We start from the raw sequence: 12,620 nt of genomic DNA, 5'->3' as shown, positions 1-12,620 counted from the left end.
TCCAGGACTCCGGCACCACCCGCCAGGAAGCCCGCACCCTCCTCGCACACCACGCGACGGCCTGATCCGCAAGGAGCCAGCATGTTCCCCACCCGGATTGAAATCATCCCCTCAGACGGAATCGTTGAGAAAGTCCAGGCCGCTGTGCCGCTTTCCACGACGCTCACCGTTACCTGCCTGCCCCACCACGGCATCGCGCGGACCATGGAGGCTTCCATCAAGCTCAGCCTCCTCGGCTACAACGTGATTCCGCACCTCTCGGCACGCGGGCTGGAGCACCGGGCGCAGCTTTCCGGCATCCTCCGGGACTGCGAAACCGCCGGGATCACGGAAGTCTTCGCCATCGGCGGAGACGGACCTCTTGGTGCCGGCCCCTATCGATCAACCCTTCCCCTCTTGGCAGACATCGCAGAGTACTCCGGTGGCAGCATCACTGCGGGCATCGCCGGTTACCCCGAGGGGCATCCGTCCGTGAGCGGGCTCGACTTGCTGGATTCCCTGCTGGCCAAACAACACCTGGCCACGCACGTTGTCACGCAAATGTGCTTCTCCGCCCCGACGATCCTCGACTACGCAGCACTCCTGCGCCGGGAAGGCGTCGAGCTGCCGGTGTGGGCAGGCGTGGCCGGGGCCGTTCCCCGGACCAAACTGCTGGCCCTGGCAGCCCAGATCGGCGTCGGGACGTCCCTGAAGTTCCTCAGCAATAAAGGAACCCTTGCCCGGAAGCTCCTAGGCGGGGACAAGTACTCACCGGAAGGCCTCGTTTCCGAGCTCATGGCGCACCCGGATGGCATATCGGGAATCCATCTCTACAGTTTCAACCGACTGGACATGCCCGCCTGGGAGCGAAACGATCTGCCAGATCCTGAGGCCAGCCAAGCAGCATCCGCGTAGCCGCCGACCGCTGACCGGGCATCCGCGTAGCCGCCGACCGCATAGGTCCCGGAAACCCCTAGCTCCCCGGGACCGAAATCACCGCGACCGTCTTCTGGGCGTCATCGCGCAGTTCCACGCCCGAAATCCCGGCGAGCTGGACCGGCGTCGCGCCCGTGACCTTGATGTGGCCGCTGGACGTCGCCGTCCAACCGCAAGCCATTTCCTCCGTGCCGTCGCGGCCCTTGACCCACAGGTACATCGTGCCTTGCGCCGGCATGCTGCGGCCTTCCAGTTGCAGCTCGGTCCCCCACGCCTTCCTGACGAATCCCACAGTAAGCTGCAGGCCGTTGTCTGTCTGCAGCGAGTAGCTGGCGTCAGGCTTGGGTGGCTGGTTCAGCACCGGCCCCGCCAGTATGCCCAACCCAAGGCAAGCGGCGGCCACGGCACCCACCAGGGCCGCCCACCGGCGTCGGGATTTCCGCCGCCGCGCCGTCATCTTCACAAGAATCGGCTGCGGGAGCGTTTCTGGAAAAGCCCCCATAAGTGAGCGGGCGTCGGACGGAACTGCGGCGGAGGGCTCGACGGCGGGCCGCCCGGCGGCGAGCGCGACGGCGTCGGGCACGGGGACGGCGTCGAGGAGGGCAGGGAGGCTCTCCAGCTCGCCCAGCTCGAGCCGGCAATCGGCGCAGCTTGCCAAGTGCGCTTCGAAAGCCCGGGCCTCGGCAGGCTCGAGGCCGCCGAGCAAGTAGGCGCCCAGCAATTGGTGAAGTCCGGTTTCGTTCACCGCTGCACCCCCATTTCGTCGAGAATCGTGCGAAGCGCCCTGACGGCGTAGAAGGCCCGGGATTTCACAGTTCCGCTGGGGATGTTGAGCCTCAGCGCGGCCTCGGTCACCGTGAAACGTTCGTAATGCAGTGCTACCAGGACCTCACGGTGTTCGGTGCTGAGCCTCAGGAGCGCTTCCTCCATAAGGACCCGGTTGAGGAGTTCGTCCACTCGCTCGGTGGCCTCCTCCGGGTCCGCCATGTCTCGTTCGGCGGCCTCTGCCGGGCGCCGCTGGGCCTTGCGGTAGTTGTCGATGATGACATTGCGGGCAGTGCGGAACAAATAGCTCCGCAGGCTGCCCGTGATCTGCGGGGCGTGCTGCCATACGCGAAGAATGGTTTCCTGCACTACGTCCTCGGCCAAGTGCGCGTCGGGCGTGCAGCTCAAGACGAAGCGGCGCAAGGCTGTACCGTGGTCGCGGTAGATCGCGGCCACCACGTCCTCGTCGAGCGGCATCGGCGCCTCCTTGGTGCTCGGCTTCCCCTTCTCCTGCGATACGACGTGCCCGCCACGAAAAAGGTTCAAGCCCTGTGAACCATTCTTCACCCGGCGGCGTCGTACGGGTTAGCTTCCGGCACGTCCATGACCGGTCCAAGCGAAGGAGCAAACCATGAAGAAGCAACTCGGCACCGGGCTCGGAATTCTTGCTCTGGCCATCGCCCTCACTGCCTGCGGAGGAAGCCCCGGCGCATCCTCCACATCCTCAAGCGCAACCAGTCCCAGCTCCGCGGCGTCGAGTTCAAGCGCTCCGGCGTCGAGCACTCCTGCCGGCGCGGCGGAACTGAAGACGGCGTCGTCGAGCGTGGGCGAGAGAGTGGTTGCGGCGAACGGCAAGAGTGTCTACGTCTTCTCGAAGGACGTCAAGGATTCCGGCAAGAGTGCCTGCACCGGCGGCTGCGCTACCCTCTGGCCCCCCGTGACAACGACGTCGGCCACGCCGGCGGTTGATGGGGTGAGCGGAACCATCGGAACCATCCCCACGGCAGACGGCAAGATGCAGATCACCATCAATGGGATGCCCATCTACTTCTACTCCAAGGATGAAGACTCCAGTGACACCTACGGCCAAGGCGTGGGCGGTGTCTGGTCTCTGGTCAGCCCGTCCGGTTCCATGGTGACCCCGAGCAGCAGCACCCCAAGCGGCAGCAGTATGGGCTACTGAAACCCTCGCTCACCTTTGAACCCCAAACGGCAAACGCTCGCTCAGATCTCTCCGGAGCGGCCGGCAGATCTGAGCGAGCGTTTGTCCAAAAGGCCTCAAAGGTGAGCGAGCGTCCTCCCCGGAAGCCTTAAAGGTGAGCGGGCGTTCTAGGCGTCTTCGAACTCGTCAGCGTCCTCGAACTCCACCGCGGCGATGACCTCCTTCGTCTCAGGGTGGATCATGAAGGCTTCGTCGTCCTCTTCGATCATGATGTAGTTGCCGTGGTCCGTGGCGAAGTGCCAGGCGAGGATCGTCTCGCCGTCGTGCTCGTAGTTGGGATCGCCCATGGTGATCTTCTCGAGCTGGTAGCCGGCAACGTCGCACAATTCACGGATGATGAGCTCGAATTCAGGAGCGTTCTCGAGTTCGGCTTCGGCGGCCTCGGCCTGGCGCTCTTCGAGGTTCGGGATGAGGGCTACTCGCTCGGCGATGTGTGCCTTCAGCTGTTCCTCGTCCAGGTAGAGCACACCGTCCTGGCTGCGGAGCCACGCTGCGTTGAGTTCGATAATGTCTTCGGTTTCCAGGAGGGATTCGAATTCGCCGTCGAGGGCCTCGAGCTCGGCAACGGCTTCCGGTGCCACTTCGGACTCGTCAAGGTCGCCGTCCAGGTAGGCCTCGGCGTCGTCCTCGGACAGCGCGTCGAATGCCGCGGCGGTGCGGTTGAACAGCTCAAGGTGGCCTTTGGCACCCATCCCTTCGAGGCCTTCGCGGACAAACGCATCCACCTCTTCGCGTTCCGGGACCGTGAAGACGTACTGGGCGAAACCGCCAGCGAGTGCCTGGGTCAGGTAGTAGTCCACAAAGTAGCTGCGCAGGGCGTTGGTAGCGATTTCCTCATGGTTGAGGAGCTCCTCGTACATCTCGTTGACCACGGTGACGTTCGCGTCCACAACGTCTGCGTTGTCGGCCTCGATGCTGTCCTTCGTCAGAACTGTTACGTACCTGAAGGTGGTCTCATTGCTGGTCATGGGATTTCCTCACTGCTTGGAAGCTTGTGCTGCTCCGGACCCTTTCAACGTACGCGGGGGCGGTTGTCGGGCAAGCTAGGCAGAGGTGAACGTCCGGCAAAGTTTCAGGGCTGCTCCGTGGGCCCTAGGATTCATAGATAGCCTCCTGCCGAAAGTAGTCCCAACGAATGCCTTCCCGCTCAGACGATTCCTGGGAACTGGCGATTCAGACACCCGCCATTAACGACCGCTCCCTGGCGGCCGGCCTCGCATATGCCATGGGAAGCCGGGTCAGCAGCATCACTTTCGATTCCGCCACGGGTCTGATGATGGGCAAGGTCAGGGGCAGTGGCCCGTCAGCGTATTCGACGTCGGCCAAGCTGGTCCGCAAGCCCGGCGGCTGGAGCTGCACCGTAGGCGTGTGCAGTTGCCCCGTCCGCAAGGACTGCAAACATGTGGCAGCCCTGCTCTTCGCCGCCGAAGACCATCCCGCCGTGCGGGCACAGCTGCTCAGCGCGCCCGCGTTCGGGCAGACGGCCCAGCCTGGGACAGCCGTGCAGCGGCCGGCCTGGGAGCAGGCACTCAGCAAGCTCATCGCCACTCCGGGAACCGCAACGCAAGGCCAGGGCCTCCCCTTGGCGCTGGCGTTCGAGGTGGAAGAACCGGCCCCGCATTTCTCTTACACAGGCCGGCGGGATCCGCTGCGCAGCGTTCGCCAGCTCAAGGCCCGCCCGGTGATGATGGGGGCCAAGGGCAAGTGGATCCGGGGCGATGTTTCCTGGACCAACCTGAACTATCTCGGCTACAAGCGCGAGTTCAACGAAGCCCATATCGACTGGATGCAGAACTTCCTGGCCGCGCATTCCACTGCTGACTACCGGCAGCTCACGTCCAGCATGTGGATGCTGCTCAACGAGTTCGCCGGAAAGAACCTGTGGAGCCTGCTGGCCGAAGCCTCGAAAGTCGGGGTTTCCCTCATCCACTCCGGCGGGACCGAGCCGATCCGCATTGCGGCGGATCCCGCCGTCGTCGGGCTTGACCTGAGCCGGCCCGACGACGGACTGCAGCTGGCGCCGTCGGTGACCTTGGGCGGGGACGCCCTTGATCCGGCGGCCTTGGGCTTGATCGGACGCCCGGCGCATGGGTTGTTCTTCACGGGCCCCGGCGAGGGGCACTTGCCCGGCGTACCGGCACCTGGGAACCTCATCACTCTGGCCCCTTTGGAGGGCGGCGAGTCGCAGGAACTCCTCGATTTCGTCATGGGCGCATCCCGGCTCCAGATCCCGGCGAAGGACGAAGAACGATTCCTCACGGCGTTCTATCCGAAGCTCAAGCAGTCCACGCGGGTCACGGCAGCGGACCATTCCGTTGAGTTGCCGGTCCTCGCCGTGCCCATGCTGTCCCTGCTGGCGAACTACGGCTCCGACCACCGGGTCCGGTTGCACTGGGAGTGGCACTACAAGGCCGGTAAGCTCGTGACGGCCCAGCCCCTCTGGCGGCACCCGGACGACCACGGCTACCGCGACGACGCCGCGGAAGCCCGGATCCTGGAGTCCCTGGGCCGGCCTTGGGATGTGGTTGCCGCGCTGGGCGAGTCGTCGAGCGGCGGTTGGGGGGCTCCACGGCTGGCGCCCTCGGTGGCTCTTGATGGCCTGGACACGCTGGCCTTCACCGAGGAGGTGCTTCCCCGCCTCCGCGAGCTGCCCGACGTCGTCGTGGATACCTCCGGCGAGATCGCCGACTACCGCGAGGCCACCGAAGCTCCCGTCGTCTCCATTTCGACCAAGGCCACCGACAGCCGCGACTGGTTCGATCTCGGCATCGTCATCACGCTCGAGGGCGAACCTGTGTCCTTCGCGGCGGTGTTCTCCGCCCTCGCGGCCGGCCAGAGCCGGATGCTGCTGCCCAGCGGCGCCTACTTCTCGCTGGACCTGCCCGAACTGCACCAACTCCGCGCGCTGATCGACGAAGCCAGGTCCTTGCAGGACAACCCGGACCGGCACGGCACCCTGCAGATCAGCCGTTTCCAGGCCGGGCTCTGGGATGAGCTCGCGCAATTGGGGATCGTCGACGAGCAGGCGGCCGCATGGCGCGAGGCCGTGGGCGGATTGCTCGACGACGGCGTGACCGGGCTGCCGCTGCCGGGCTCGCTCGATGCCGAGCTGCGTCCGTACCAGTTGGAGGGCTTCAACTGGCTGAGTTTCCTCTACCGCCACAGCCTGGGTGGCGTCCTGGCCGACGACATGGGCCTCGGCAAGACAGTGCAGGCGATCGCCTTGATGTGCGCGGCAAAGGAGCAGGCTGAATCCGGCGCGGGTGGGGCGGGTGGCGCCGGTGGCGGCGGCGCTCCCTTCGCCCCCTTCTTGGTCGTTGCCCCCACCAGCGTCGTGGGCAACTGGGCCGCAGAGGTGCAACGCTTCGCGCCCGGCCTGAGCGTGAAGACCATCGGAGAGACCTTCGCCAAGAGCGGCGCGGATCCGCAGGAAGCCATGGCCGGGACCGACGTCGTCATCACCTCTTATGCGTTGTTCCGGATCGACTACGAGGCCTACGCCGCCAAGGAATGGGCCGGGCTCATGCTCGACGAAGCCCAGTTCGTCAAGAACCACCAGTCGAAGGCCTACCAGTGCGCCCGGAAGCTCCCGGCATCCTTCAAGCTGGCGATCACAGGAACGCCGCTTGAGAACAACCTCATGGAATTCTGGGCGCTGACCTCAATCGTGGCACCAGGGCTGTTCTCCAGCCCGCGCCGCTTCGCGGAGTACTACCAAAAGCCGGTCGAAAAGAACGGCGACAAGGGCCAACTCGCCAAGCTCCGCCGTCGGGTCCGCCCCCTCATGATGCGCCGCACCAAAGAGCAAGTCATCAAGGACCTGCCGCCCAAGCAGGAACAGGTGCTCGAAGTGGTGCTCAACCCGCGGCACCAGAAGGTTTACCAGACGCATCTGCAGCGTGAGCGGCAAAAGATCCTTGGGCTCATCGACGATGTCAATAAGAACCGCTTCACCATTTTCCAGTCGCTCACCCTGCTGCGGCAGTTGAGCCTGGATGTTTCCCTGGTGGACGAGTCCTTGTCCGCGGTGCGCTCGTCCAAGCTGGACGTGTTGTTCGAACAGCTGGAGGACATCGTGGCCGAGGGGCACCGGGCGCTCATCTTCAGCCAGTTCACGGGGTTCCTGGGCAAGGTCCGGGAGCGGCTCGACGCGGAGGACATCGAGTATTGCTACCTCGACGGCAGCACCCGGAACCGGGCCGACGTCGTGAGCGAATTCAAGAACGGCGCAGCGCCCGTGTTCCTCATTTCCTTGAAGGCCGGCGGCTTCGGCCTGAACCTCACCGAGGCCGACTACGTCTTCCTGCTGGACCCATGGTGGAACCCGGCTTCTGAAGCGCAGGCCGTGGACCGCACCCACCGGATCGGGCAGGCGAGGAACGTGATGGTCTACCGGCTGGTGGCCAAGGACACCATCGAGGAAAAGGTGATGGCGCTCAAGACGAGGAAGTCGCAGCTGTTCGCGGATGTCATGGAAGGCGATGCCCTGACTGGTGGCGCCCTGACAGCGGAGGACCTGGCCGGCTTGTTCGCGGAGTAGGGATGCGCGCCTTAGGAACGGCCAGGACCGCCGCTATTCACTTTTGATGCCACAAATGTGAATAGGGAGCGACTAACTCACCGTTTCAGGAGGCTATATGGATGCCTCCGTGATTCGTTCCGTCCTGGGCCACCCCCTTCGGCATATCGAGTTCCGAACGGCCGTCACTTGATGTATACAATTGAAGGCGGCCTGAGCAAATACAGGGTTGCCGAAGGGGGAACCATGGAGGGCAGCGAAGCACAGCCAGAGATGCAGGCAAGCATCGACAGGGCTGTGGAATGGGTGGACACTGACGCGTCGGGCCATCAACACAACTCCGCGATCATGCGCTGGGTCGAGGCTGCCGAGGCAGAGCTCTTCCGCAATCTGGCGCTTCCGGAGTACTTCCCGAGTGCTCCGCGAGTGCAGCAAGTAGTCAATTACACGGCCAAGCTGTGGTTTGGCCAACGGGTGACGACAACCGTGAAGATCCAAAAAGTCGGCCGTACGTCCATGACCCTTGCGTTCGAGGTCCATGGCCACGCACATCCAAACTCGCCGGGCGGCCTGGCTGCACATGGGACATTGACCACAGCACACGTGCCAGCGGGCTCAGCCTCAGCCCAGCCGTGGCCGGAACGGATCCGGCAGGCGGCCGCAGCGACGGTCCCGAAGATCGGGGGTTCTGAACGATGATGGACGTGCCCGCTCCCTCCGTGCGCCACCAGCAACTGATCGTCACCCTGTATGGGCTCTACGGCCGTAGTTCGAGCGACGCCCTCCCTGTCTCCGTGCTGATTTCCATGCTGGGCGACCTCGGCTACGATGCGCCGGGAGTCCGTTCCTCAGTCTCGCGGCTCAAAGCCAAGGGTGTCCTCAAAAGTGTCCGCCAGGACGGCGTCGCCAAATACGAACTGTCCGACACTGTTCTGGATGTTTTCCGCGAGGGCGACCGGAGAATCTTCGCCGCCGATCGCTCCGCCCAACTGGAATCCTGGGTCCTCGCGGTGTTCTCCGTCCCCGAAACAATGCGGAACCGCCGGCACCAACTGCGGTCAGAGCTTTCCGGGCTCGGTTTTGGGTCCGTGGCATCGGGGGTATGGATCGCACCGGCCCAGGTACTTGAACAAGCCCGTGAGCGGCTTGCCTCGCGCGGGCTTGTTCAGTTTGTGGACTTCTTCCGCGGCGACTACTTGTTTGAGGGCCCCATGCGGCCGAAGGTGGCCGAATGGTGGGATCTGAAGGCCATCGACGAGCAATTCGCCGAATTTCTGGATCTCTACGAAGGGGCCGGAGACCTTTGGGCCGGACTGGTGGGGCATGATCCCGGAGCCGCCCTGGCCAACTCGACGGCCCAGCTCCGCCGGGATGCTTTCCGCTACTACATTCCCATGCTGACTGTGTGGCGCCGCTTCCCGTACCGGGACCCGAACCTGCCATTGGAATACCTCCCGAAGGACTGGCGCGGTCCGGCGGTTCGCGAGACGTTCCAGGCGGTTCATCGCCTTGCCGCACCCCTCGCGGCAGCCCACGCACACGAACTCATCCACGGCAATACGGACCTGGTGGCACCCTAGTGCGATCCAGCAAGAGGAACATGGACGTTGACATACCGCCGAGTCGACTGTTAACTTCGCGCACAGGTCTCGCGGCCAACGCCACGCGGGGCCGTCTCGTCCCGCCTCATCGGGAAGCAACCTTCAAATAGTCGAGGAATTGTGCACGAATCCATCGCTCCGGACGAGCTTGACTTGGCGTTGTTGGAGTCACTGCAGCGTGCGCCGCGCGCGCCATGGGCTCTGATCTCCCAGGCTCTGGACGTCGCGCCAATCACTTTAGCTCGCCGGTGGGACCGCTTGCGCGAAGCCGGGCTCGCTTGGGTGAGCGCTACGCCCGGTCCGGCTTTTCACACTGTTGGCGTGACCGCGTTCGTCTTGATGTGGTGCCGTCCACGGCTTCGGGAAAAATTGGTCGTAAGGCTGCAGAACGACCCTTCAGTGGCGACCTTGGAAATCACGGGGGGCGCGCCCGATCTCTCCATGACGGTGTTCTCGAGCAGCCTCTACTCGCTTCACGAGAGTGTATTGAGCCGGCTGGGGAGCTATCCCGGAGTTGACCGTGTCGAAGTGTCGATTGTAACCACACTGTACGGAGAGGGTAGCCGCTGGCGGCTCCGCGCGATGGACGCCGGTCAGGTAGGCAGGCTCGCATCAGTAACTTCACGGGATACGCTCGACCGCCGGGAGATGCCGCAGCTAGATCCAGTGGATCGTTCTCTGCTGGACGCGTTGGTGATTGACGGCCGAATGGCCTTCCAGGATTTGGCGGCACAGGCGGGCGTGACCCCGGCGACCGCCCGGCGTCGCGTGGGCCGGCTTGTTGACAGTGGGGTGGTGCGAGTCAGGTGCGATCTTGCCGCGCCAGTGTTTGGTTGGCCCATCTCGGCAACAATCTGGGGCAAGGTTCCGGCGAACAGGCTTCAGGAGGTGTGTCGGAGCTTGGCAGGATCGTCTCAAGTTCGCGTCGCGGCGGCAACGACAGGACCCAACAACCTCATGGCGACCTGTTGGCTCCACTCGCTGGGAGAGATCGAGGCGGTAGAGGCAACCCTGCTTGAGCGGTTTCCCTTTGTGGTTGTGTCTAATCGGGTTATCGATCTGCGGTCCGTCAAGCGAATGGGCAGGCTTCTCGGAGAAAATGGTCGGTCCGCGGGCGTGGTCCCGCTCCGGCCTTGGACGGACTGAGCCCAACCAGCCGGAGCGAGGATCGTTTTCCTACAATTTTGGCCGTGTTGTTGCTGAATTCAAACAAATTTCTGCCTCTTATGATCGTTGACCTCAGACTTTTCTTAAAGCGCGACGACGCGCAAGCACTGAGTGAGATCCATAGGAGTGACAAAATGGCGCAAACGCGAATCGGACAAGACCCTGCGGCCTCCCCCGCGACGTCTCGCGGCGGCCTGGTTAAGGACGGACCGTCCAGTCCCGCAAACACGGCTGACGCCCCCCTGGCCGAGCCGAGGTTGCGGGCTCACGATCGGATCGCTCTGATCGGTTCGCGCTTCGGGCTGATTATCACCTGGGCCCTGATGATCGTGGCCTTTGGCGTGCTCCTGCCCGGAGTTTTCCTCTCAGGCTCGAACTTGGGTTACCTCCTCAGTTCGCAAGCCACGGTCCTGATCGTGGCAATCGCCGTGACCATTCCCATGGCCGCCGGGGAGTTCGATCTGTCGTCGAGCGGTGTAGTGGTGATCACGGTGGTCACGATGGGATATCTAAACGTCATCCAACGGTGGCCGCTGATGCCGACAGTGCTCGTGGCGCTGGCAATTGGGTTGGTGGTCGGATGCGTGAACGCCTTCTTCGTCGTCCGAATCGGGATCAGTTCACTCATTGTCACGCTCGCGATGACCTCGGTGCTCATCGGCTTCGCTCTGGGGCTGAATAACCTCACCGTCACCGGCATCTCTGTGGATCTGGTCGATGCCGCCCGAAGCACTGTGGGCGGGATCCAGCTCGTCTTTTTCTACGCCCTGGGTGTGGTTGTGGTGGCGTGGTACTTCTTCCAACACACGCCCATCGGGCGCAGCCTGTACTTCACAGGTGCCGGGCGAGAGGTAGCTCGCCTGTCCGGAGTTCGAGTGGACGCGATCCGAGCCGGGTCCCTCATCGTATCCAGCCTTCTTGGCGCGGTGGCCGCAGTTCTGCTTACCGGCGTGCTCGGCTCGGCTGACCCAAACGTTGGTACCAGCTACGCGCTCGCACCGTTCGCGGCCGCGATGCTCGGATCCACCAGTTTCACGCCCGGCCGTTTCAACATCTTAGGAACGGCGGTCGCAACATACTTCCTCGCAACCGGCATCACCGGGCTTCAGCTCTTGGGACTGGCCGGCTGGGTGACGCAGGTGTTCTACGGCATGGCCCTGATCCTGGGAGTCGCCCTCTCAACGTTTGCGGCCCGCCGCAACGGCCGAACAAATCGCGCATAAGCATCCAAGAACAATGTCGTTCTCGACCCAAACAAATTTAGGTGATTTCAAATGATGAGACAGAAACGTGCAGCCATCCTGCCCATCGTGATTTCCGTTGCGCTCCTGGGCATGACGGGCTGTCAACGAGCGAGCGAGGGCACAAATGCCGCGGGGACCTCAAACCCGGAAAGCGTCGCCACCAAGGCGCTAGCCCTCGACATCGCGCCGGTGACCGCTAGCCCCAAGATCCCGTCGGTCAAGAACGGGACTTCCTTACGGGGCAAAAACATCAGGTTCATCGCGAGCGGCCTCAGTTTCCCGTTCAGCCAGGACGTTCTTGCCGGCGTCAAGGAGGGCGCCGCGGCTGCGGGTGCCACCGTCACTGTTTCGGACAGCGAGGGCGATCCTCCGAAGGCCGCTTCCCTCGTAGATCAGGCAGTCGCCCAATCCGTCGACGTCATCCTGCTTCAGGGCACGCCCCCGAAGAGTGTTGCATCGAGCATCACCGGGGCCAAAAGCCACCGGATCCCCGTGATCAGTGTCGGCAGTGACGCGCCGGGCAAGGTCTCTAAGGAACTTGCCGATATCGGTGTATTTGCCTACGCGTCGGCAACGAACGACGTGGGTACACGGCAGGCCAACTTCGTGGCTGCAGACTCGTCGTGCCACGCAGGTGTGCTCTACCTGGGCTCTTCGAGCTTCGGAACCTCGAGTTCCGATGTGGTCGACCAGTTCACGAAACAGTTCGCCCAGTTGTGCCCCGATGCCAAGGTCGCCGTGCAGGACGCACCTTTGGAAGCTTGGTCTTCTCTCCTGCAACCGCAGGTCAACGCGTTTCTGCAGCGCAATCCAGAAACCCGCTACGTTGTGAGCCTCGTCGACGACATGAATCTGGCGATCAAGCCGTCGATCACCGGGCTCGCAGGCCGAAACATCCGCTTGGTGGGCTCGAACGCCATTGTCGGGGCAATGAGCGGGCTCCAGGACAAGGCGGACCCGGAGGCGGCGACAGTAGGGACCAACCTCTACCAAATGGGGTGGGCGGCGGTTGACCAGGCGATGCGCGCGATCGCAGGCGAGGATGCGGTTGCAGACGAGCAGGTCCCGAACCGGACATTTACGCGGGCCAACATCGACACGATCGACCTCGCGAAGAAGTCCGGCGACTGGTACGGCTCGTTCGATTTCCGTACCTTCTACACCCGGCTCTGGCAAGGGTGATCAGT

General features: G+C 63.6%; 11 protein-coding genes and 1 pseudogene. 9 read left to right on the top strand and 3 right to left on the bottom strand.

The genetic code is table 11. From position 1 onward, the window contains the following. Window positions 1-81: 81 nt before the first annotated feature. Window positions 82-894 (top strand): methylenetetrahydrofolate reductase, encoded by an 813-nt coding sequence (locus QRN52_RS11700; protein ID WP_284752889.1) that lies wholly within the window; start codon window positions 82-84, stop codon window positions 892-894. A 58-nt stretch (window positions 895-952) separates the two neighbouring features. Here the strand turns inward: QRN52_RS11700 and QRN52_RS11695 are convergent, their stop codons facing one another. Then, window positions 953-1,660, bottom strand: coding sequence for an anti-sigma factor (locus QRN52_RS11695; RefSeq protein ID WP_284752888.1), 708 nt, complete (start codon window positions 1,658-1,660; stop codon window positions 953-955). After that, on the bottom strand, window positions 1,657-2,157 hold the full coding sequence (locus QRN52_RS11690) for a sigma-70 family RNA polymerase sigma factor (RefSeq protein WP_284752887.1): 501 nt from the start codon (window positions 2,155-2,157) through the stop codon (window positions 1,657-1,659). The genes QRN52_RS11695 and QRN52_RS11690 overlap by 4 nt, the downstream gene beginning before the upstream one ends. Window positions 2,158-2,311: 154 nt before the next feature. Between QRN52_RS11690 and QRN52_RS11685 the strand changes: the two genes are divergently transcribed. After that, window positions 2,312-2,863, top strand: a complete 552-nt coding sequence (locus tag QRN52_RS11685) for a COG4315 family predicted lipoprotein (RefSeq protein WP_284752886.1) — start codon at window positions 2,312-2,314, stop codon at window positions 2,861-2,863. Between the two features lie 146 nt (window positions 2,864-3,009). On the opposite strand, the gene QRN52_RS11680 is transcribed toward QRN52_RS11685, so the two are convergent. Beyond that, window positions 3,010-3,870: a DMP19 family protein gene (locus QRN52_RS11680; RefSeq protein ID WP_284752885.1), complete on the bottom strand. Its 861-nt coding sequence runs from the start codon at window positions 3,868-3,870 to the stop codon at window positions 3,010-3,012. 167 nt (window positions 3,871-4,037) lie between these two features. Here QRN52_RS11680 and QRN52_RS11675 point away from each other — a divergent pair, with 167 nt between their 5' ends. The 7 genes and pseudogenes from QRN52_RS11675 (at window position 4,038) to QRN52_RS11650 (ending at window position 12,615) form a co-directional block, all read left to right on the top strand. After that, window positions 4,038-7,442, top strand: a complete 3,405-nt coding sequence (locus QRN52_RS11675; RefSeq protein ID WP_284752884.1) for a DEAD/DEAH box helicase — start codon at window positions 4,038-4,040, stop codon at window positions 7,440-7,442. Window positions 7,443-7,613: 171 nt separating this feature from the next. Beyond that, entirely contained in the window at window positions 7,614-8,120 is a 507-nt protein-coding gene (locus tag QRN52_RS11670; protein ID WP_284752883.1) for an acyl-CoA thioesterase, read from the top strand. Further along, on the top strand, window positions 8,120-9,001 hold the full coding sequence (locus QRN52_RS11665) for a PaaX family transcriptional regulator (protein ID WP_284752891.1): 882 nt from the start codon (window positions 8,120-8,122) through the stop codon (window positions 8,999-9,001). The genes QRN52_RS11670 and QRN52_RS11665 overlap by 1 nt, the downstream gene beginning before the upstream one ends. 141 nt (window positions 9,002-9,142) lie before the next feature. Next, window positions 9,143-9,286, top strand: a pseudogene (locus QRN52_RS23945) (Lrp/AsnC family transcriptional regulator); the annotation flags it as partial. A gap of 57 nt (window positions 9,287-9,343) precedes the next feature. After that, the gene (locus QRN52_RS11660; protein ID WP_284752882.1) at window positions 9,344-10,168 is read left to right on the top strand and encodes an Lrp/AsnC family transcriptional regulator; all 825 of its coding nucleotides are present in this window, start codon (window positions 9,344-9,346) and stop codon (window positions 10,166-10,168) included. A 155-nt stretch (window positions 10,169-10,323) separates the two neighbouring features. Continuing rightward, the gene (locus QRN52_RS11655; RefSeq protein WP_284752881.1) at window positions 10,324-11,412 is read left to right on the top strand and encodes an ABC transporter permease; all 1,089 of its coding nucleotides are present in this window, start codon (window positions 10,324-10,326) and stop codon (window positions 11,410-11,412) included. A gap of 51 nt (window positions 11,413-11,463) precedes the next feature. Further along, complete coding sequence (locus QRN52_RS11650; protein WP_284752880.1) at window positions 11,464-12,615, top strand: sugar ABC transporter substrate-binding protein; 1,152 nt, start codon at window positions 11,464-11,466, stop codon at window positions 12,613-12,615. The last annotated feature ends 5 nt before the right edge of the window (window positions 12,616-12,620 follow it).

It is taken from the genome of Arthrobacter sp. efr-133-R2A-120, from assembly GCF_030209835.1.
In the GTDB taxonomy this organism is placed as follows: domain Bacteria; phylum Actinomycetota; class Actinomycetes; order Actinomycetales; family Micrococcaceae; genus Arthrobacter.
This window is presented reverse-complemented; position numbering and strand designations above follow the sequence as displayed.

What these genes read in the sequence shown, in the direction of transcription:
- QRN52_RS11675 (WP_284752884.1), top strand. Translation starts at nt 4,038, where the DNA reads ATGCCTTCCCGCTCAGACGATTCCTGGGAACTGGCGATTCAGACACCC.
- QRN52_RS11655 (WP_284752881.1), top strand. Translation starts at nt 10,324, where the DNA reads ATGGCGCAAACGCGAATCGGACAAGACCCTGCGGCCTCCCCCGCGACG.
- QRN52_RS11690 (WP_284752887.1), bottom strand. Translation starts at nt 2,157, where the DNA reads ATGCCGCTCGACGAGGACGTGGTGGCCGCGATCTACCGCGACCACGGT.
- QRN52_RS11700 (WP_284752889.1), top strand. Translation starts at nt 82, where the DNA reads ATGTTCCCCACCCGGATTGAAATCATCCCCTCAGACGGAATCGTTGAG.
- QRN52_RS11650 (WP_284752880.1), top strand. Translation starts at nt 11,464, where the DNA reads ATGATGAGACAGAAACGTGCAGCCATCCTGCCCATCGTGATTTCCGTT.
- QRN52_RS11665 (WP_284752891.1), top strand. Translation starts at nt 8,120, where the DNA reads ATGGACGTGCCCGCTCCCTCCGTGCGCCACCAGCAACTGATCGTCACC.
- QRN52_RS11670 (WP_284752883.1), top strand. Translation starts at nt 7,614, where the DNA reads ATGTATACAATTGAAGGCGGCCTGAGCAAATACAGGGTTGCCGAAGGG.
- QRN52_RS11680 (WP_284752885.1), bottom strand. Translation starts at nt 3,870, where the DNA reads ATGACCAGCAATGAGACCACCTTCAGGTACGTAACAGTTCTGACGAAG.
- QRN52_RS11685 (WP_284752886.1), top strand. Translation starts at nt 2,312, where the DNA reads ATGAAGAAGCAACTCGGCACCGGGCTCGGAATTCTTGCTCTGGCCATC.